Source organism: Kribbella sp. NPDC056861, assembly GCF_040687575.1.
Taxonomy (GTDB): Bacteria; Actinomycetota; Actinomycetes; order Propionibacteriales; family Kribbellaceae; genus Kribbella.
Map to the genome: position 1 here is coordinate 613,190 of NZ_JBFBNQ010000003.1, position 19,582 is coordinate 632,771.

A 19,582-nucleotide genomic window follows, 5' to 3' on the forward strand; every position below is an offset into this window, starting at 1 on the left:
GTCTGAGCGTACGGAGTACCGGCTAGGGCTTGGTGCTCGCCTGGCGGGTCTCGATCACCCGGGCGCAGAGCTCCATCAGCTCGGTCTCGTTCTTGACGATCTGCTTGGCCTTCGGGCCGAGCGCGACGATGTGCTCCTTGGACTCCTGCAGGCGGGCGAAGATGCGCTCCCGCTCGCCGGCGTCGTCGGTGTACTCCGCGTCGAGGTAGGCCAGGGCGTCGCGGCGGATGTTGGCCATCGCGGTCTGGGTCCGGCCGCGGGTGCTGAACAGCGAGGCGAGGATGGTGATCACCAGCACCACCACGATGACCACCAGTGAGAGCCCGGTGCTGATCTCCACCACCTCGATGGGCTCACCGCCGGCGATGAACGGCAGGTTGTTCTCGTGCAGGGCGTGCAGGATCAGCTTGGCGCCGATGAAGGCGAGGATCGCGGCCAGCCCGAAGGACAGGTAGATCAGCCGGTCCAGCAGGCCGTCGAGCAGGAAGTACAGCTGCCGCAGGCCGAGCAGGCTGAACGCGGTCGCGGTGAAGACCACGAAGACGTTCTGGGTCAGCCCGAAGATCGCCGGGATCGAGTCCAGCGCGAACATCAGGTCGGTGCCGCCGATCGCCACCATCACCAGCAGCATCGGGGTCATCATCCGGCGGCCGTTCTGGGTGGTGAGCAGCTTGTCGCCGTCGTAGTTCTCGGTGGTCGGGAAGAGCCGGCGAGCCAGCCGGACGATCACGTTCTGCGCCGAGTGCGACTCCTCGGTCTGCGGCTTGAGCATGTTGCCGGCGGTGATCAGCAGCGCCAGGCCGAACAGGTAGAAGACCCAGGCGAACGTGTTCAGCAGCGCCGAGCCGAGGAAGATGAACCCGGCCCGGGCGATCAGCGAGATCACGATCCCGACCAGCAGCACCTTCTGCTGGTTCTCCCGCGGCACCCGGAAGCTGGTCATGATGATCAGGAAGACGAACAGGTTGTCGACCGACAGCGCCTTCTCGGTGATGTACCCCGCGAAGTACTCCGATCCCATCGTGGCGCCGCCGAGGACGAGCGTGCCGAGCCCGAACAGGATCGCGATCCCGACGTACACACTCGACCACAGCGCCGCCTCGCGCAGCGTCGGCACGTGCGCGCTGCGGACGTGGAAGAAGTAGTCGAAGGCGAGTAGAGCGAGGATCCCGAGCAGAGTCAGGATCCAGACCAGCGGGGAGACGGTCATCAGCGCTTCCGATCGCGAGGGGGTGCGGACAGCATATTTCCCCGCCGCCGTCTCAGCGGCCCTTGACCAACGCAACCAAATACCGGCACCCGGCCTCGGTCGGATTGACGAACGTGCAATCCACCGGCGCGCCCAGCTGCAGACAGTCCCCGGCCCTCAACTCATGAACCACCTCACCCTCCCGGAACCGCAACTCGCCCTCGAGCACCCAGATCTGCTGGTACTTGAAGATGTACGCGTCAGCCGGATAGGAAACGGCCGCGCCGGCCGGGAGCTCGACCTCCACCAGTTCGAGTGGGCCGTCAGTGGCGGGCGAGATCGCGCGGCGCTGGTAGCCGGTGGCCGGATCGGTCCATGTCGGCTGGTCGGCGGCGCGGCGAAGAAGGTCGCCGGTGCCGCCCTCGGCGCGGGCCACCAGCTCGGACAGCGTGAGGCCGAGCGCTCCGGACAGGCGCCCGAGCAGTACTGCGGTCGGCTGCGCCTCGCCGCGTTCGATCTTGCCGATCATGGCCCGGGAGACGCCGGAGCGGTCGGCGAGGGCATTGACCGAGAGGTCGCGGCCGAGGCGGGCCGACTGCAGGGTGGCGGCCAGCGAGGCGGAGAGCGGGTCGTTCATGCTTGCCACTATAGCGACAGATGTGGCTACTATCGTGGCATGGGAAAGATTCGGGATGCTTCGGAGTTGGATGCCGCGGCCTGTGCTGCCGTCTACGCGCCCTATGTGCGGGACACCGCGATCTCGTTCGAGACCGAGCCGCCGACGGTCGAAGAGATGGCGGCGCGCATCGGTGCTGCCGTGCGCAGCCATGCCTGGCTGGTGCTCGAGGACGATGACGGTCGGGTCGTCGGATATGCGTACGGCGGGCCGATGAAGGTTCGGGCGGCCTATCGCTGGTCTTGTGAAGTGAGCGTCTACCTGGAATCGGGGCGGCGGCGTACGGGCGGCGGGCGGGCGCTCTATGAGGCACTCTTCGATCGCTTGACGGCTCGGGGATATCGCACGGCGATTGCCGGCATGACTCTCCCCAATGCGGCCAGTCAGGGGCTTCATGAAGCGCTGGGATTCGAGCCCGTCGGGACCTATCGAAAGATCGGCTGGAAGCACGGCGCCTGGCATGACGTCGCCTGGGCGCAGCGGGAGCTGGCGACTGCCGAGGATCCGCCCGTCGAGCCTCGCTAGGCGGCCATGCACCCGGCGCCTGAGGCAGAGTCAGGCGCCGGGCGGTCAGAGGGTCAGTACGGGCCGAAGACCCACTGGGAGGGGGACTTCGGGTCGTCGCCGCGCCAGAAGCCGGACCACAGGTCGCGGAACTCGTCGCGGGAGAGCTGGCCGTCGCCGTCCTGGTCGAGCTTCGGGAAGACCTCGGCGATGCCGTCGTGGGAGCCCTTCCAGGCGTACACGACCTGCTGGTGCTCGGCCAGCGCGATCCGGTCGTCGCCGTTCTGGTCGATGGCGTCGAACATCGCGTTGGCCGTGCCGTTCACCGCGTCGTCCATCGCGGGGAGCTGGTCGACCACCGTCATCAGCTCGTCGAGCGAGACCCGGTCGTCGCGGTCGGCGTCGGACAGCGTCGAGATCGCCGACCACCAGCCCATCATGATCGTCCGCATCCGCTCGTAGTCGTCCGTCCCGGGCTGCCAGCCGCGGATGCTCACCCAGCGTTCGGTCAGCGCCTCGAAGTCGGCCTCCTCGAGATAACCGTTGCTGTCGGCGTCCATCGCGTGGAACACCCCGGCCACCTTGCGCCGTTGGAACTCACTCGCCATCTGCCTGCCCCTTTCACCACGTTCCAGGTCCGGTTTGGGACGCTACGCGGGGCGCGGCAGCCGCGCACTCTGAGTAATCGCTCGCGTGTGTCGATGTATTGGGTCGTTGCCAATGGCGTCTTTCGCTCGGGGTGTTAGCGGTTCTTCGTGGGGTCCGTCATCGGCGGGCAGTCGCCGCCGGGCGTGGTGACCAGCTCGAAGTGCCAGATCTCGTTGGACAGGGTCTGGCACAGGCCGAAGCGGTTGCCCTTGCGGTTCAGCCAGTCGTCGGCGTCGGTCGGGCCGACGTCGACCGCGTTGCCGGTGACGTGGTGGGACTCCTCGGGATCGGCGACGTACTCGCGGGCCTTCTCCCGGCTGCCGTACTTCGCGATCGCCTTCTTCATCAGCTCCTGCTGGTACGCCTTGCTGCGCCAGCCGGTTGTCAGGTGCAGCTTGATGCCGTCGTCCTCGGCGGCCTTGGCGGCATCCTGGATCGCCTTGAGCAGCTTGGGATTCAGCTTCGCGACGCCGGGCAGCGACGTGTCGAAGGGGGAGGCGTTGTCCGGCAGTACGCCGTCCTCGGCGCCGGGCGCGCCGCCCTTCTGGCGTTTGCCGCCGGTCGTGGAGTCGCCGGCGGACGCGCTGCTGTCAGCAGCCGGCCGGTCGTCGACCGAGCTGCAGGCGGCCAGCCCGAAGCTGATCACCGCGGCAACGACCGCCAGTGAGACCAGAGCGGTCAGCCGTCGTTCTTTCTTGCGCTTGGCAACAAGTTCGTCTGGGAGCATGCCGATCAGTCCACAGGTCGCGATGTTGCCGGAGCGTCAACGCTTTCGGATACGTTTTCGATACGTCCGGCCTGCTTCAATGAGGTCATGCGGGTTCTGGTCGTGGAGGACGAGGTGTATCTCGCCGAGGCGATCCGGGCCGGGTTGCGGCTGGAGGCGATCGCGGCCGATCTCGCGTTCGACGGTGAGACGGCGCTGGAGTCGCTCGGCGTCAACGAGTACGACGTGGTGGTGCTCGACCGGGACATCCCGGCGCCGGACGGCGACGAGGTGGCGCGCAGGATCCTCGCGCAGGGGTTGCCCTGCCGGATCCTGATGCTCACCGCGGCCGGTGACCTGGACGACAAGGTCAGCGGGTTCGAGGCCGGCGCCGACGACTACCTGACCAAACCGTTCGAGCTGCGCGAGCTGGTCGTCCGGCTGCGGGCGCTGGCCCGGCGGCCGGCCGCGTCGGCGCCGACCGTGCTCGAGTACGCCGGAGTCACGCTCGACCCGTTCCGGCGCGAGGTGTACCGGCAGGGCCGCTACGTGAAGCTGACCCGCAAACAGTTCTCCGTACTGGAGGTGTTGATGACAGCCAAGGGTGGAGTGATCAGCGCCGAGTCGCTGCTGGAGCGAGCCTGGGACGAGAACGCCGATCCGTTCAGCAACACCGTCCGGATCACCATCTCCACGCTGCGCAAGCGACTCGGCGATCCGTGGGTGATCCACACGGTGGCCGGCGTCGGCTACCGGATCAGCGACGAGCCATGAGTACTCCGTCCACGGACGCCGCCTTGGTGAGCTGGCGGCCGCGGCTGACCGTGCGGCTGCGCCTCACCCTCAGCTACGCGTTGCTGCTCGTCATCGCGGGCGGCGTGATCGGCGTGATCATCTACGCGGTGATGCGGTTCGTGCCGAACTACCCGCTCACCGCGGCCAACCCGCGCGACCAGGGGCCGGTGGTGTCGCGGGGCGAGATCCTCGACACCGTGGTCAGGCTGACCCTGTACGCGCTGGCGCTGCTGGCCGTGATCGGGATGGGCGCGGGCTGGATCATCGCCGGCCGGATGCTGCGGCCGCTGCAGGAGATCACGGCGGCCGCCCGGCAGGCGTCGGGTGGGTCGCTGGATCACCGGATCAGCCTGGGTGGGCCGCGGGACGAGTTCACCGACCTGTCGGACACCTTCGACGAGATGCTCGCGCGGCTGGAGCAGTCCTTCACGCAGTACCGGCGGTTCGCCGCGAACGCCTCGCACGAGCTGCGGACGCCGCATGCGGTGATGAAGACGATGCTCGAGGTGGCGATCGCCGACCCCGACCATCAGGACGTCCGGGTGCTGGCGCAGCGGCTGCACGAGACCAACCAGCGCGGGATCGACATCGTCGAGGCGCTGCTGGCGCTCGCCTCGCTCGGCAACCGGAAGGTCGAGCTCGAGCCGCTCAACCTCGCCGCCGTCGCGCGTCAGGTGGTCGAGGAGTTGCAACCGGAGGCGGCCGCAGCAGGCGTCACCTTCACCGCGTTGGTGGAGGGATCGCCCGTCGAAGGCAACAAGACGCTGCTGCATCAGCTGCTCGTCAACCTCGGACAGAACGCGATCCGGCACAACCTGCCCGCCGGCGGTACGGCGACGCTGACGGTCCTGCCCGGCGGTCGGCTGACCGTCACCAACACCGGCGCGATGCTCGATCCCGCCAAGGTCCCGACCCTCACCGAGCCGTTCGCCCGCGGTGGACGACTGGCCAAACGGCCAGGTCAGCAAGGCAGTCATGGCCTCGGCCTCGCGCTGGTCGAGGCGATCACCACCGCGCACGGCGGCTCGCTGGAGCTGACCGCGCAGCCAGCCGGCGGCCTTGCCGTCGCAGTACAGCTCCGTCCGGCCCAGGCCTGACCCGCTGCTGGGTGAGGATTGGAAGATGGGCGAAGTGACAGTACGGCGGGCGGTTGAGGCGGACGAGCAGGCGCTGCTGGCGATCGAGCTGACAGCCTGGGACGCCTCGTCGGGGTTCCCGTCGATGACCCCGGCCGACAAGAAGACGTTCTTCAGCGAGCGGAGTGGTCCCGACGCGCATCTGGTCGCGGAGGCGGACGGTGAGGTCCTCGGCTACCTCCGGCTCCAGGACGCGTACTCGTTTCCGGAGGGATCCGGTGTGCTCTCGATCAACGGGCTGGCGGTCGCCACCGAGGCGCGCGGCCGGGGCATCGGCTCGATCCTGATGACCGCGGTGGACGACGAGGCGAAGCGCCGCGGCGCCCGCAAGGTCACCTTGCACGTCCACGGCACGAACACCGTCGCAAGGCGGCTCTACGAGCGCCACGGTTACGTCGTCGAAGGAACCCGGGCCCGGGAGTTCCTGATCGAGGGCCAACTGGTCGACACCCTCGATCTGGCCAAGTTCCTGACCTAGTACTACCTCTCGTACTACGGATTGACACCGTGCTCACTGAGCCACGGCTTCGGGTTGATCTGCTGCTCGCCACCGAGCAGTACCTCGAAGTGCACGTGCGGGCCGGTCGTGTTGCCGGTGACCCCGATCGCGCCGACCTGGTCGCCGGCCTGGACCGAGTCGCCGACCGAGACCGTGAACGCCGACATGTGGCTGTACGACGTGACCGTGCCGTCCGCGTGCCGGACCTTCACCTGGCGACCGTAGGCGCCCTCGTAGTCGGCCTGGATCACTTCACCGGCCATCACCGAGCGGATCGGCGTACCGATCGGGGCGGCGAAGTCGAGACCGGTGTGGTTGCTGGCCCAGCGTCCGCCGGCCTGACCGAAGCCCGCGGTGAGGTGGTACCCGGTGGTCGGCAGGACGACCTTGGGGGCCGCCTTCGCCTCGGCGATCGCCTCTGCCTTGGCCTTGGCCTCGGCGACTGCCGCGGCAGCGGCCTTGCGGGCGGCGACTGCCTTCGCCGTGGCCAGGGCCAGTGCGCGGCGCTGGGTCAGGGTCGCGTTGGCGGCGAGCTTCGCCGCGCGGGCCTTGGCGACGGCGGCCGCGTCGACCTGCGCCTTGCGGGTCGACTGGAGCGACATGTCGAAGCGCGACATGTCCCGCGAGGCGAGCTCGCGGCGCTCGACCCGGGCGGCGGTCATCGCCTCCAGCTGAGCGGACGAGGTGGAAGTGGTCCCGGCGTTGGCCGGACCGGCAGAGGGGGACAGAGCGACAGCACTGGTACCGGCGGCGGCGGCGAGGGCGGCGGTGAGGCCGACCAACTGGACGCCACGGACGGAAGAACGGCGGGACGTCAGGCGGTGCTTCGCCACCCGACGCGCGCCGGCCGGAGTACGACGTGGTGCCGTACGTCCTGCTTCCGACACGTCATGGTGAGGGGACACGAGAGCCTTCCAGAGTCGAGTTGCCGCCAGGGTCGTCCCCAGCGGCCCATCGACCATAACGACGAGGTCACGGTCTCCTCAAACGCGGATTGCGATCGGATCACCGATTTCGGCGACGGAGAGTGATCGACGGTCACCCGATCGTGCTGGCCCGAGCGCGCAGGTGACCTGCGGGTAACCGTTCGATCGCGTGACGGGGATCACCCGCGTCATGTCTGTCCGCAGGTCTTTCGGGCCGATATATGGGCGTCCAGCATATGAGAGGTTTGTCCACTAACTTACTTCCCTTTCAACGACATCGCATACTGGTGGAACCAGGCCCGAAGGAAGGAGACGGTGATGACAGAACCAGCTCGGCGCGAACTCGCCTTCTACCGTCTCCACATCGACCTGCAGCGCGTCTCCAGCGCCCTCTGTCTGCTCTGACAGCTCTGTAATCCCCAATTCTTCGGCCATGACGCCCCGCTGAGGGTGCGTCCGCAGCGCCGTGCCCGGAAGTCCACCGGCCGCGGCGTTTCCCCCTGCCTGCCCGCCGCCCGGGAGCCCACTGTGTCGACCACCTCGCTGACCTCGGCAACCGCCGCCACCGACCCACCGCCGAGCTCCTCGCCGGCCGATGCCGATCTGCCCGTGATCGGCCGCCGGCACCCGTGGCGCTGGGTTGGTGTCGGTGTCGTCCTGGTGTTGCTGGCGATGTTCGTCAACGGCCTGATCACCAACCCTGGTTGGGATTGGCCGACGTTCTTCCAGTTCTTCACCACCCGGACGATCTTCTCCGCGCTCGCGGTCACCCTGCAGCTGACGCTGTACGGCACCGTGCTCGGGTTCGCCCTCGGCGCGGTGATCGCGACGATGCGGCTGAGCAGCAGCCCGTTCCTGCAAGTAGTTGCCTGGGGCTACATCTGGGCGTTCCGCTCGATCCCGTTGATCGTCCAGCTGTTGTTCTGGTTCAACCTGGCCTACCTCTACCAGGAGCTGAGCCTCGGCATCCCGTTCGGGCCGGAGTTCGTGAAGTTCAGTACGAACAACCTGTTCGGGCCGCTGGGCGCGGCGGTGCTGGGACTGGCCCTGCACCAGGCCGCGTATGCCGCCGAGATCATCCGCGGCGGCATCATCTCGGTCGATCAGGGCCAGCTGGAGGCGGCTGCGGCGCTCGGCATCCCGAAGTCCCGGCAGTTCTTCCGGATCGTGCTGCCGCAGGCGATGCGCTCGATCCTGCCGAACGGCGCGAACGAGGTGATCAGCCTGTTCAAGGGCACCTCGATCGTCTCGGTGATGGCGATCCCGGAGCTCTTCTACCAGGTGCAGGTGATCTACGGCCGCAACAGCCGGGTCGTTCCGTTGCTGATGGTGGCGACGGTCTGGTACATCGTGCTGACCACGCTGCTGTCGATCGCGCAGTTCTACCTGGAGCGGCACTTCGCCCGCGGCACCAGCCGGAACCTGCCACCGACACCGATCCAACGGGTCCGCCGAAGCTGGCGGAACCTGCAGGCCAAGGCCGCCGCGACGGCGCGACCCGGAGCGGGGGCCACGTCATGACGACGGCGATGGTCGACCTGAAGGGCGTGCACAAGGCGTTCGGCACCCTCGAGGTGCTGAAGGGCATCGACCTGGAGGTCCGGGCCGGCACGGTGACGGTGATCCTCGGTCCGTCCGGCTCCGGCAAGTCGACGCTGCTGCGTTCGATCAACCACCTGGAGAAGGTCGATCGCGGCCTGATCCGGATCGACGGCGAGCTGGTCGGCTACAAGCGCAAGGGCGACAAGCTCTACGAGCTGCGCGAGCGGGAGATCCTGCACCAGCGCTCGCAGGTCGGGTTCGTGTTCCAGAACTTCAACCTGTTCGGGCATCTGACCGCACTGCAGAACGTCGTCGAGGCTCCGGTCTCGGCCCAGCGCCGCAAGCGCCGCGATGTCGAGCCGGTCGCGCGGGAACTGCTGGAGCGGGTCGGCGTCGGCGACAAGGCCGACGTCTACCCACGCCAACTGTCCGGCGGGCAGCAGCAACGAGTAGCCATCGCGAGGGCCCTGGCCCTGCGACCAAAGGTGCTGCTGTTCGACGAACCCACCAGCGCGCTCGACCCGGAGCTGGTCGGCGAGGTGCTCGACGTGATCAAGGAACTCGCCCGGGACGGATCAACGATGGTCGTCGTCACGCACGAGATCGGTTTCGCCCGCGAGGTGGCCGACACCGTGGTGTTCATGGACGACGGACTGATCATCGAGTCCGGCCCACCACACGAAGTACTCGACAACCCTGCCCATGAGCGCACGCGCGCCTTTATCTCCAAGGTTCTCTGATGAAACGATCCCTGCTCGCCGTCGCCCTGCTGCCGCTCGCCCTGGTAGCGGCCTGCGGCGCCGATCCGACGACTGCCACGAACGCCAGTGCCCAGGTGGGCGGCGTGAACACCTCGCCCGAGCAGAACCGGGTGACCACGACGAAGAACGAGGCGGCGGCCGCGCTGCTGCCGGCCAAGGTCCGCGAGCGCGGCAGCCTGATCGTCGGGTTCGGCTTCGGGGCCGGCAGCCCGCCGCTCGGGTTCATTGCCGATGACAACAAGACGCCGATCGGGCTGGAGCTGGACATCGCCTACCTGGTGACCGGCGCGCTCGGGCTGAAGCCGGACGTCCAGGTGACCAGCTGGGAGAACCTGTTCATCGGGCTCGACTCCGCGAAGTACGACGTGGGCTTCACCAACATCACGGTGACCGAGAAGCGCAAGCAGAAGTACGACTTCGCCACCTACCGCAAGGACGATCTGGCCTTCGAGGCGAAGAAGGGTGGCTCCTGGAAGGTGACCGAGGGCAAGGACATCGCCGGCAAGACGATCGCCGTCGGCACCGCCACCAACCAGGAGAAGATCCTGGTCGACTGGAACGAGGCGAACGTCAAGGCCGGGCTGCCGGCCGCGACGATCAAGTACTTCCAGAGCCAGTCCGACACCTACCTGGCGCTGTCGTCCGGTCGCCTGGACGCGTACTTCGGGCCGAACCCGTCGATCGCGTACCACATCCAGACCAGCGGGCAGACCGAGTCGATCGGCAAGTTCTCCGGCGCCGGCCCGACCCTGCAGGGACTGATCGCGGCCACCACCAAGAAGGACAGCGGACTGGTGCAGGCCTACCAGGCCGCCCTGAACGCGGTGATCGCCGACGGCAGCTACGCGAAGGTGCTGGAGCGCTGGAACGTCGCGAACGAGGCGATCGAGAAGTCCGAGATCAACCCGCCCGGCCTGCCGATCACGAGCTGAGGACAACCATGAAGAAGCTACTGGCCTCAGCAGGGCTCTTGATGCTCCTGGCCACCGGCTGCGCGGACCCGGTGGCGGAGGCGCCGAAGGGGAGTGACGCGTCGGCGATCTCGTTCGACAGCTCGGCCGGGCAGTCGCACATCACCTCGGTCAAGGTGGACAGCATCGCGGCGGCGGTGCCGGCCGCAGTACGGGAGAGCGGGAAGCTCGTCGTCGGCAGCGGTTCGGCCGGTGGTGGGCAGCCGCCGCTGGCGTTCACGGCCGACGACAACAAGACACCGGTCGGTGTCGAGATCGACATCGCCTACCTGGTCGCGAGCATGCTCGGCCTGCAGGTCGAGGTCCAGACCACCAGCTGGGAGAACCTGTTCCTCGGGCTCGACTCCGGCAAGTACCAGGTCGGCATCTCGAACATCGGCGTCTCCGAGCTGCGCAAGGAGAAGTACGACTTCGCCACCTACCGGCTCGGCCTGCATGCCTGGGAGGCGAAGAAGGGGGCCGGCTACAAGGTCGACAAGCCTGCCGACATTGCCGGCAAGACGGTGGCGGTCAGCTCGGGCACCCTGCAGGAGGCGATCCTGCTCGACTGGAACAAGCAGAACGTCGCCGCCGGCCTCAAGCCCGCGAGCCCGAAGTACTTCCAGACGGCGACCGACTACTACCTGGCGCTGGAGTCCGGCCGGATCGACCTGTACCTCGGCCCGAACCCGGTCTCGACGTACCACGTGGCGACCTCGGGCAAGACCGAGATCATCGGCACCGTCTCGTCCGGCTACCCGATCCAGGGGCTGGTCGGCGTGACCACCAAGAAGGACTCCGGACTGGCCAAGCCGATCGCCGACGCCCTGAACGCGGCGATCAAGGACGGCAGCTACGCCAAGGTGCTGGCCAAGTGGCACCTGGAGGCGGAGGCGGTACCGACGTCGCTGGTGAACCCGCCCGGGCTGCCGAAGACCAAGCAGAAGTGAGAGGAGCAAGGGGCTAATGGCAACTATCGCGACCATCTCCAGCAGTCCGTCCGACGTGTCCCGGACCGATGCGGTGCTCAGCTATGTCACCAAGCGGCTGCTCAGCCACGGTCATCGGGTCACGCCGATCGTGCTGCGCGACCTGCCGGCGTCGCCGTTGCTGCGCGGCCAGGCCGACGACCCCGAGATCGCGCGAGCGGTCGAGACGCTCGCCGCGGCCGACGCGGTGGTGGTGACGACGCCGGTCTACAAGGCGGCGTACGCGGGGCTGCTGAAGGTGTTCCTCGACCTGCTGCCGCAGTACGCGCTGCGCGGGAAGCCGGTGTTGCCGTTGGCAACAGGTGGCACACCCGCGCACGTGCTGGTGATCGACTACGCGCTCCGGCCGGTGCTGACGAGTCTCGGCGCGGGATCGATCGGGCAGGGGTGGTTCGTGTTGTCGTCGCACATTCGCCTGTACGACGGGGGTGGGTTGCTGCTCGACCCGGCTGCTTCGGTTCCGCTCTATCAGGTGACTGAGGCGTTCCTGTCGACGGTCGAGGGCGCGCAGGTGGTGGAGAGCGTGCCGGTGCAGACCGCTGCGTTGGAGGTGGTGCGGGCTCGACCCGAGGACCCGGAGGCGGCGCCGTTGCTGGCCGACCTGGTGGTCGAGTACAGCTCGCGGTACGGGCTGAGCAATGAGTACACGTTGCTGACCGAAGTACCGACGTCGGACTTTCATCGCGAGCAGGGTGGCGCGTTCGTGCTGCTGCGGCACGGCGACGAGACGGTGGCCGGCGGCGCTATTCGCCGGTACGACGACCAGACCGCGGAGGTGAAGCGGATGTGGACCTCGCATCTGCACCGGCGGCAGGGGCTCGGCCGGCGGGTGCTGGAGGAGCTGGAGGTGGCGGCGCGGGATCTCGGGTATCGGCAGTTGTATCTGACGACTGGGCCGCGGCAGCCGGAGGCGAGTGCGTTGTATCTGGCCGCTGGGTTCGAGCCGCAGTTCGATGTGGATGCTGATCCGGAGTCGATCGGGCCGCTGGCGTTCAGCAAGAAGCTGCCGGTCAGTCTGCAGGTGGCGTCATGAGCCGGCGGTTGATCACTTCCATTGAGATCGACGGCGCGGGCGGGCATCCGGCTGCCTGGCGCGGGGCCGAGGTCGATCCGTCGGCGATTCTCACTGGTGAGCTGGCGTTACGTGCTGTCCAGCGGGCGGAGGCGGCGGGGATCGACTTCGCCACCTTCGTGGACACGCTCGAGGCGCCTGCTGATGATGCTTCGCGGGTCAGTGCCCGGTTGGATGCGCTCGGGCTGGCGGCGCGGATTGCGCCTTCTACCAGCCGGATCGGGTTGATTCCGACGCTGACGGTCACGCACACGGAGCCTTTCCACCTGCAGGCTTCTGTCGCGACGCTCGACTTCGTGTCTGAGGGTCGCGCGGGGTGGCTGGCGGAGGTGTCGTCGTCTGCTGAGGCGGCGGCGGTGATCGGTCGCCGCGAGCCGGCCGAAGCTGCCGAGACCTGGCGCGAGGCGCGGTACGTCGTGGATGTCAGCCGGCAGCTGTGGGATTCGTGGGAGGACGACGCGATCATTCGCGACGCTTCCACTGGTCGGTTCATTGATCGGGAGCGGATCCACTACGTCGACTACGAGTCGCCGAACTTCAAGGTCAAGGGCCCGTCGATCGTCCCGCGATCACCCCAGGGTCACCCGCTGACCGCAGTACGTTTCAACACGCCTGAAGCACTTCAGGTGGCTGTTGAAGCAGATCTAGTTCTGTTGCCGGGAGTGACCGAAGTTGAGGAGCGGCTCGCCGTAGTACGGGCGGCCAGTACTACTCCGAAGGTGCTTGTCTCCGTCAGCGTGCTGCTTGACGACGAGGAACGGGCTGCTGGGGTTGGGGTTGATTACGTCGGTGGGGTCGACGGGCTGGCTGACCTGATCGGCGAGTGGCAGGCGGCAGGCGTCGACGGGGTTCATCTGCGGCCCGCCTCGCTGGAGCTCGACGTACCGGTGATCGCCGAGCGGCTGGTGCCGTTGTTGCGGGAGCGCGAGCTGGTCGGGCCGGTGGTCGAACGGGCTACGTCGTTGCGGAACAGGCTCGGGTTGAAGCGCCCGGCGAACCGGTATGCGGGGAGTAGAGGATGACCAAGCAGATCCACCTGGCCGCGCACTTTCCCGGGGTCAACAACACCACCGTCTGGGCCGATCCGGAGTCCAAGTCGCAGATCGACTTCTCGTCGTTCAAGCACTTGGCGGCGACGGCGGAGCGGGGGACGTTCGACTTCTTCTTCCTGGCCGAAGGGTTGCGGCTGCGCGAGGTGAAGGGGCGGATCCACGATCTCGACGTGGTGGGCCGGCCCGAGTCGCTGACCGTGCTCAGCGCGCTGGCCGCGGTGACCACGCATCTGGGGCTCGCGGCAACGGTCAACTCGACCTTCAACGAGCCGTACGAGCTGGCCAAGCGGCTCGCGACACTCGACCACGTCTCGGGCGGCCGCGCTGCCTGGAACGTCGTCACCTCCTGGGATGCGTTCACCGGGGAGAACTTCCGCCGAGGTGGGTATCTCGACAAGGCCGACCGGTACGTCCGGGCGCAGGAGGCTCTCCGGGTGGTCCGCAAGCTGTGGGACTCCTGGAGTGACGACGAGCTCGTGCTTGACCAGCGGGGTGGGGTCTTCGCTCATGAGGGCGCTGGGGCCTTCGCGGACGAAGGCGACCACTTCGCGATCAAGGGGCGGTTCGGGTTGCCGCGGTCGCCGCAGGGGCATCCGGTGGTGATCCAGGCGGGCGACAGCGACCAGGGGCGCGACTTCGCGGCCTCGGGGGCCGATGTCATCTTCAGCCGGCACGGTGCTTTCGAGGCCGGTCAGGCGTTCTACAAGGACGTGAAGGCGCGGCTGCCGCAGTACGGGCGGCGGGAGGAGTCGCTGAAGATCATGCCGGCGGTCACGGTTGTTGTCGCCGACAACGATGCCGAGGCGGCGGAGAAGGCGCAGCACATCCGCGAACAGCAGGTCTCCGGCGCGACCGCGATCGTGCTGGCCGAACTGCTCTGGGGACGCGACCTGTCGTCGTACGACCCGGACGGGCCGTTGCCGGCCGAGGACCCGGTGGTCGGCTCGGCGGTGACTCAGGGGCGCACCGGTTACAACGATCCAGCGGCGATCATCACCGAGTGGCGAGAACAGGCGGCGGCGCACAACTGGTCGCTGCGCCAGACGGTGATCAACCAGCAGAACCGCCAGACCTTCATCGGTTCGCCCTCCACGGTCGCCGAGGCGATGAACCGTCACGTCCAGGAGGATGCCGCCGACGGTTTCGTGCTGGTCCCGCACATCACGCCGGGTGGTCTCGACGACTTCGTCGACCAGGTGGTCCCGCTGCTCCGAGAACGTGGCGTACTGCGCACTGAGTACACCGGTACGACGCTCCGCCACCACCTGGGCCTCGAAGGATGAGTACCCCGACCGTTCTTCATCCTCATCGTTCCACCGATCCCGCGACGGTGGTGTTTGTTGGGGGAGGCCCCCGAACGGTTGGCCTGCTGGAGCGTTTTGCGGCCAGTGCTGACGAACTGCTCGGCGACCGCGAAGTACACATCCACGTAGTCGACCCGTACCCCGCGGGCGGCGGCCGGATCTGGCGACGGGACCAGTCCCGCCTGCTGTGGATGAACTCGATGGCCTCCGACGTCACCATCTTCACCGACGAGTCGGTGGTCTGCGACGGCCCGATCCGCCCAGGCCCAGACCTCGCGACCTGGGCGAACGGGGTCGGCGCGACGCTGCTGGAGGAGGCCGGGCTGGAGCCGGCCGGGCCGATGGACTTCCCGCCGCGGCTGCTGCAGGCGGAGTACCTGAGCTGGGTCTGGGATCGCGTGATCCGTTCGCTGCCGGCCGGCGTCACCGTCACCACCCACCTGGAACGCGCGGTGTCGCTCACCTCGGACTGGGGAGCGGGCAACCGCGTCGTGCTGGCGTCGGGGGAGGTGCTGGAGGCCGAGCTGGTCGTGCTCGCTCTCGGGTACCTCGACCGGGCGCCGACGGCCGACGAGGCGGCTCTGGCGGACTCCGCCTCGTCGGCCGGCCTGACCTACATCCCGCCCGGCTACACCGCCGACGTCGACCTGAGTGAGCTGCGCCCGGCCGAGCCGGTCATCGTCCGCGGCTTCGGGCAGGCCTTCATCGACCTGATGGTGCTGCTCACCGAGGGCCGCGGCGGCTGGTACGACGGTTGCTCCGGGCAACTCGAGTACAACCCGTCCGGCAGCGAGCCGATCCTGTACGTCGGGTCGCGCCGCGGCGTTCCGTACCACGCGAAACTCGGCTACACCGTGGCCGGTACGACGCCCGTCCCGACTCGCTACCTGACCGGCGCGGCGCTGGACGAGCTGGGTGAGGGTGTCCTCGACTACGCGACCCAGATCCGGCCGCTGGTCGACAAGGAACTCACCTTCGCCCATTACCAGCAGCTCTTCCTGGCCCACCCGGAGAGAACCCGTTGGCCTTGGCAACAGTTCTTCGACGTGCTGGAGCGGACCTTCCCGGCCGACCCGGAATTCGTTGCTGCGGTCAACGAGGCGGTGCCTTCGGGTGACGACCGGTTCGTGCTGGCAGAGGTGGATCGGCCGCTGGCCGGGCTGACCTTCGAAACCCCAGCGCAGCTGGACCGTGAGCTGGTCCACCTGATCGAGACCGATCTGCTGCGTCGCGCCGACCCGCGGCACTCGCCCGATCTCGCGGTCTTCAACGCGTTGCTGAGCGTCTACACCGTGCTGTCGGTGGCGATCACCCAGGGCCGGCTCTCCGACGAGGACCGGGTCCGGCACGTCGAGACCGAGTGGCACGGCTTCTTCTCCTTCGTGGCCAGCGGTCCGCCGCCTCGCCGGCTGGAGGAGCTGCTCGCGCTGCACCGAGCCGGCCTGGTCCAGTTCGCCGGTCCTTCCCTGGAAGTTGCTTTAAGCAACGGTCGTTTCGTGGCCTCCAGTCCCGCGCTACCGGGGACGATCGAGGCCCGGGCGTTTGTGGAGGCCCGGTTGCCGCGGCCGGATGTGCTCGCCACCCCGGACCCGCTGCTGACCGGGCTGCTCGACTCCGGGCTGCTCGCCGCGGACGAGCTGATCGCCGCGGATGGCACCAGCCTCGGCGGCGGCCAGCTCAAGGCCGACGGCGACTGCCGCGCGATCACGGCGGACGGCTCGGTCCATCCGTCCCTGTTCCTGCTGGGTCCCTCGGTGTCCGGCTCGGCCGGCTCGTCGGGGTTCTCCCGGCCGCACTTCAACGGACCGGGCTTCCGCCAGAACGACGCGGTCGCCCGGCGACTCCTCCAGCTCGTCGCGGACCCAGCGGTCCGATCGCAGAAAGCAGGTCACCGTCATGCCAGTTGAGTTCCTCGGGATCGCCGGCACCAACCCGGCCAGCGAGGTCACGCCGCGTACCGGTGGCGCCCTCGACCTGGAGTACACCGCCAAGCTCGCCCGGGCCCACGAGGACAACGGCTGGGACCGGATCCTGTTCGCCTACCACTCGGGCGCGCCGGACCCGTCCCAGGTCGCCGCGTACGTCGCGGGCAGGACCGAGCGGATCAACCTGGTGGTCGCTCATCGCCCCAACGTCGCCTACCCGACGCTGACCGCGAAAACCTTCGCGACCCTCGACCACATCAGCGGCGGGCGGTTCGAAGTACACGTCATCACTGGCGGGTCGACCGCGGACCAGGCGGCCGAGGGCGACTTCCTGGCCAAGGACGACCGGTACGGCCGGACCCGCGAGTTCATCCAGATCCTCAAGCAGGCCTGGACCTCGGACGAGAAGTTCGACTTCGCCGGCCAGCACTACCAGTTCGAGCAGTTCGTGGCCGACATCAAGCCGCTGCAGCAGCCGCGGCCGCGGATCTCCTTCGGTGGTTCGTCCGCCGCGGCCTACGCGGTCGGCGCCTCCGAGGCGGACATCTTCGCGTTGTGGGGCGAGCCGCTCGCCGGGACCAAGGAGCAGCTCGCGACGATCGACGCCGAGGCGGCCAAGGCCGGCCGCAAGGACCGGCCGACCATCCAGATCGCCTTCCGCCCGATCCTGGCGGAGACCGAGGATCTGGCCTGGCAGAAGGCCGAGCGGATCCTCGGCCGGATCAAGGACGCGCAGGCTGGTGGCGCGGGCGCGAAGGGCCGGTACCGCGATCCGCGGAAGACGCCTGAGAACGCGGGCTCGCAGCGACTGCTGAAGGCCGTCGAAGCCGGTGACCGGCACGACCGCGCCTTGTGGACCGCGCCGACCGGCCTGACCGGTGGTGGCGGCAACTCGACCGCACTTGTCGGTACGCCGGAGACGGTCGCCGCCGCGTTGCTCGACTACTACGACCTCGGCGTCCGGATCTTCTCGGCCCGCGGCTACGACATCTACGACGACGCCGTCGACTTCGGCCGCTACGTGATCCCGCTGGTCCGCGAGGAAGTCGCGCACCGCGAACTCGGCACCAGAAAGGACCTGGCCTCATGACTGTCACCACTGAGCTGCAGCAGGACTGGCAGACCTGGCACGCCTTGCGGGAGCAGGACCTGAACACCGACTACGGCTGGCTCACGGTGGTGGCTTTCAACTGGTTGCCGTCGTCGCCGGGGGAGCTCCCGGGGCTGCCAGGCAAGTGGTGGGCTGCCGACGGCCTGGCGCATGTAACGGCTGCTGACGGCCTCACGCTTAACGGGGAGGCTGTCGAGGGCACTACCTCCGCCAGTGTTGCCGAGGCAGGCTCCCTGAGCTGGCTGCTGCACGGCGACAAGCTGGTAGAGCTAGTACTGCGTGGTGGCCGCTACGCGGTTCGCCAGCGTGACCCGAACGCCAGTACTCGCGCAGGCTTCAGCGGCGTACCGACGTACCCGGTGGACTCGTCCTGGGTGGTCACCGGCCACTTCAGCCCGTACGAGGAGCCGAAGCGGATCGAGGTGTCCACTGCCCGGGAGGACCTCCGGCAGCACGTCACTGCGATCGGTACTGTCCACCTGGCGATCGGCGATTCGGCGTACGAGCTGGTGGCGACCGCTGCTGGTGAGGGACGGGTCTCGCTGTCGTTCCACGACGAGACGAACGCGGACGAGACGTCTCCCTGGCGCACGGTGACCACGGAGCCGGTCGCCGATGACCGGACCGTCGTCATCGACTTCAACCGCGCCATCAACCTGCCGTTCGCCTTCACCGACTACGGCACCTGCCCGGCGCCGGTCGTCGGCAACCAGCTGGCACTACCTGTGGTTGCGGGGGAGAAGAGGCCCCGGTGAAGTTCTGTACGTACACGCTGATCGACAACTCGCCGGACCCGATCAGCGGGCAGCAGCTCTCGACGTACGAGCGGTTCCAGCACGTGGTCCGGCAGGCCCAGTGGGCGGAGGAACTGGGCTTCGACGGGTACGGCGTGGGGGAGCGGCACGCGCAGCGGTTCATCTCCTCGTCGCCGCCCGTGGTGCTGTCCTACATCGCTGCCTCCACCAGCAGGATCCGGCTGCTCACCACCGTCACTGTGGTGTCGCTGCTCGATCCGGTGCGAGTGGCCGAGGACTACGCGACGCTGGACCAGCTGTCGGGTGGGCGGCTCGACATCATCATCGGCAAGGGCAACGACCCGGACCAGAACGCGCTGTTCGGCTACGACCTCGACGGGCAGTGGGACCGGAACCGGGAGAAGTACGAGCTGCTCCGGCGACTCCTGCGGGAGACCTCGGTCTCCTGGTCGGGGGAGTACCGGCCGGCGCTGGTGGATGCCACTACTCAGCCGAGGCCGTTCCAGGACCCACTGCCGATCTGGCACGGCTCTGCGTCGTCCACCGAGTCCACGGAGCTTGCGGCGAAGTGGGGTGAGCCGCTGTTCTCCGCCAATGGGTTTCACCCGATGGAGAAGTACGCAGGGCTGATCCGGCACTACCGGGAGCGCTGGGAGGCGTACGGGCACGACCCGGCGGATGCGGTGGTCGGAGCCGGCTTCAACGGGCTCTACCTGAAGAAGAGCTCACAGGAAGCCGTCGAGGGCTACCGGCCGATTTTCAACGCCTTCATGGACTCGCCGGGTGCCAAGCACAACAAGCTGCCGTTCTCGACGCTTGAGGAGTTCCTGGAGCAGGGCTCGGTACTGGTCGGATCGCCGGAGCAGGTGATCGACAAGTTCGGCCGCTACCAGGAGGCCTTCGGGCACGAGCTGTCCGGCGTCTCGCTGGAGGTCCCGGGCCTGCCGGAGGAGGAGAACCGGGCCAGCATCGAGACTTTCGTCACGGAGGTCGTGCCGGTCCTGCGGAAGACGTACCCGAGTCGCGTCTGGACCTGAAAAAT

21 protein-coding genes are annotated in these 19,582 nt (G+C 68.1%); 16 read left to right on the top strand and 5 right to left on the bottom strand.

Annotated elements, in window-relative coordinates:
- Positions 1-22: 22 nt before the first annotated feature.
- Both AB0P21_RS16725 and AB0P21_RS16730 read right to left on the bottom strand, forming a co-directional pair.
- Positions 23-1,210 (bottom strand): TerC family protein, encoded by a 1,188-nt coding sequence (locus AB0P21_RS16725; protein WP_363697493.1) that lies wholly within the window; start codon positions 1,208-1,210, stop codon positions 23-25.
- Positions 1,211-1,262: 52 nt separating this feature from the next.
- Positions 1,263-1,826: a helix-turn-helix domain-containing protein gene (locus tag AB0P21_RS16730; protein WP_363697495.1), complete on the bottom strand. Its 564-nt coding sequence runs from the start codon at positions 1,824-1,826 to the stop codon at positions 1,263-1,265.
- Between the two features lie 39 nt (positions 1,827-1,865).
- Between AB0P21_RS16730 and AB0P21_RS16735 the strand changes: the two genes are divergently transcribed.
- Positions 1,866-2,390 carry an N-acetyltransferase family protein gene (locus tag AB0P21_RS16735; protein WP_363697497.1) on the top strand — a complete coding sequence of 175 codons (525 nt, stop codon included), beginning with the start codon at positions 1,866-1,868 and terminating at the stop codon, positions 2,388-2,390.
- Between the two features lie 53 nt (positions 2,391-2,443).
- Here AB0P21_RS16735 and AB0P21_RS16740 read toward each other — a convergent pair whose 3' ends face one another.
- Entirely contained in the window at positions 2,444-2,977 is a 534-nt protein-coding gene (locus AB0P21_RS16740) for an EF-hand domain-containing protein (protein ID WP_363697498.1), read from the bottom strand.
- A 134-nt stretch (positions 2,978-3,111) separates the two neighbouring features.
- Positions 3,112-3,744: a M15 family metallopeptidase gene (locus tag AB0P21_RS16745; protein WP_363697500.1), complete on the bottom strand. Its 633-nt coding sequence runs from the start codon at positions 3,742-3,744 to the stop codon at positions 3,112-3,114.
- An 87-nt stretch (positions 3,745-3,831) separates the two neighbouring features.
- On the opposite strand from AB0P21_RS16745, the gene AB0P21_RS16750 reads away from it, so the two are divergent.
- The 3 genes from AB0P21_RS16750 to AB0P21_RS16760 are packed head-to-tail and all read left to right on the top strand — an operon-like array spanning position 3,832 to position 6,132.
- On the top strand, positions 3,832-4,497 hold the full coding sequence (locus AB0P21_RS16750; RefSeq protein ID WP_363697502.1) for a response regulator transcription factor: 666 nt from the start codon (positions 3,832-3,834) through the stop codon (positions 4,495-4,497).
- On the top strand, positions 4,494-5,615 hold the full coding sequence (locus tag AB0P21_RS16755; RefSeq protein ID WP_363697504.1) for a HAMP domain-containing sensor histidine kinase: 1,122 nt from the start codon (positions 4,494-4,496) through the stop codon (positions 5,613-5,615). Before AB0P21_RS16750 ends, AB0P21_RS16755 begins: the two co-directional genes overlap by 4 nt.
- Before the next feature lie 25 nt (positions 5,616-5,640).
- The gene (locus AB0P21_RS16760) at positions 5,641-6,132 is read left to right on the top strand and encodes a GNAT family N-acetyltransferase (RefSeq protein WP_363697505.1); all 492 of its coding nucleotides are present in this window, start codon (positions 5,641-5,643) and stop codon (positions 6,130-6,132) included.
- 14 nt (positions 6,133-6,146) lie between these two features.
- On the opposite strand, the gene AB0P21_RS16765 is transcribed toward AB0P21_RS16760, so the two are convergent.
- Positions 6,147-7,040, bottom strand: coding sequence for a M23 family metallopeptidase (locus AB0P21_RS16765; RefSeq protein ID WP_363697506.1), 894 nt, complete (start codon positions 7,038-7,040; stop codon positions 6,147-6,149).
- Positions 7,041-7,397: 357 nt separating this feature from the next.
- Here AB0P21_RS16765 and AB0P21_RS16770 point away from each other — a divergent pair, with 357 nt between their 5' ends.
- From AB0P21_RS16770 to AB0P21_RS16825, 12 genes are all read left to right on the top strand, one after another.
- A complete protein-coding gene (locus tag AB0P21_RS16770) occupies positions 7,398-7,484 on the top strand; it encodes a putative leader peptide (RefSeq protein WP_343238371.1) in 87 nt (28 codons plus the stop codon).
- A 123-nt stretch (positions 7,485-7,607) separates the two neighbouring features.
- Positions 7,608-8,600 (top strand): amino acid ABC transporter permease, encoded by a 993-nt coding sequence (locus AB0P21_RS16775; protein ID WP_363697508.1) that lies wholly within the window; start codon positions 7,608-7,610, stop codon positions 8,598-8,600.
- The gene (locus tag AB0P21_RS16780) at positions 8,597-9,361 is read left to right on the top strand and encodes an amino acid ABC transporter ATP-binding protein (protein ID WP_363697510.1); all 765 of its coding nucleotides are present in this window, start codon (positions 8,597-8,599) and stop codon (positions 9,359-9,361) included. The genes AB0P21_RS16775 and AB0P21_RS16780 overlap by 4 nt, the downstream gene beginning before the upstream one ends.
- Complete coding sequence (locus AB0P21_RS16785) at positions 9,361-10,314, top strand: ABC transporter substrate-binding protein (RefSeq protein WP_363697511.1); 954 nt, start codon at positions 9,361-9,363, stop codon at positions 10,312-10,314. The genes AB0P21_RS16780 and AB0P21_RS16785 overlap by 1 nt, the downstream gene beginning before the upstream one ends.
- An 8-nt stretch (positions 10,315-10,322) precedes the next feature.
- Positions 10,323-11,282 (top strand): ABC transporter substrate-binding protein, encoded by a 960-nt coding sequence (locus AB0P21_RS16790; RefSeq protein ID WP_363697513.1) that lies wholly within the window; start codon positions 10,323-10,325, stop codon positions 11,280-11,282.
- Between the two features lie 16 nt (positions 11,283-11,298).
- A complete protein-coding gene (ssuE, locus tag AB0P21_RS16795) occupies positions 11,299-12,354 on the top strand; it encodes an NADPH-dependent FMN reductase (RefSeq protein WP_363697515.1) in 1,056 nt (351 codons plus the stop codon).
- Positions 12,351-13,415: an LLM class flavin-dependent oxidoreductase gene (locus tag AB0P21_RS16800; RefSeq protein WP_363697517.1), complete on the top strand. Its 1,065-nt coding sequence runs from the start codon at positions 12,351-12,353 to the stop codon at positions 13,413-13,415. Before ssuE ends, AB0P21_RS16800 begins: the two co-directional genes overlap by 4 nt.
- Entirely contained in the window at positions 13,412-14,728 is a 1,317-nt protein-coding gene (locus tag AB0P21_RS16805; protein WP_363697518.1) for an NtaA/DmoA family FMN-dependent monooxygenase, read from the top strand. The genes AB0P21_RS16800 and AB0P21_RS16805 overlap by 4 nt, the downstream gene beginning before the upstream one ends.
- Positions 14,725-16,656 (top strand): FAD/NAD(P)-binding protein, encoded by a 1,932-nt coding sequence (locus tag AB0P21_RS16810; RefSeq protein WP_363697519.1) that lies wholly within the window; start codon positions 14,725-14,727, stop codon positions 16,654-16,656. Before AB0P21_RS16805 ends, AB0P21_RS16810 begins: the two co-directional genes overlap by 4 nt.
- Positions 16,646-17,764, top strand: coding sequence for an LLM class flavin-dependent oxidoreductase (locus AB0P21_RS16815; protein WP_363697520.1), 1,119 nt, complete (start codon positions 16,646-16,648; stop codon positions 17,762-17,764). Before AB0P21_RS16810 ends, AB0P21_RS16815 begins: the two co-directional genes overlap by 11 nt.
- Entirely contained in the window at positions 17,761-18,540 is a 780-nt protein-coding gene (locus AB0P21_RS16820; protein WP_363697522.1) for a DUF1684 domain-containing protein, read from the top strand. The genes AB0P21_RS16815 and AB0P21_RS16820 overlap by 4 nt, the downstream gene beginning before the upstream one ends.
- The gene (locus tag AB0P21_RS16825) at positions 18,537-19,577 is read left to right on the top strand and encodes an LLM class flavin-dependent oxidoreductase (RefSeq protein WP_363697524.1); all 1,041 of its coding nucleotides are present in this window, start codon (positions 18,537-18,539) and stop codon (positions 19,575-19,577) included. Before AB0P21_RS16820 ends, AB0P21_RS16825 begins: the two co-directional genes overlap by 4 nt.
- The last annotated feature ends 5 nt before the right edge of the window (positions 19,578-19,582 follow it).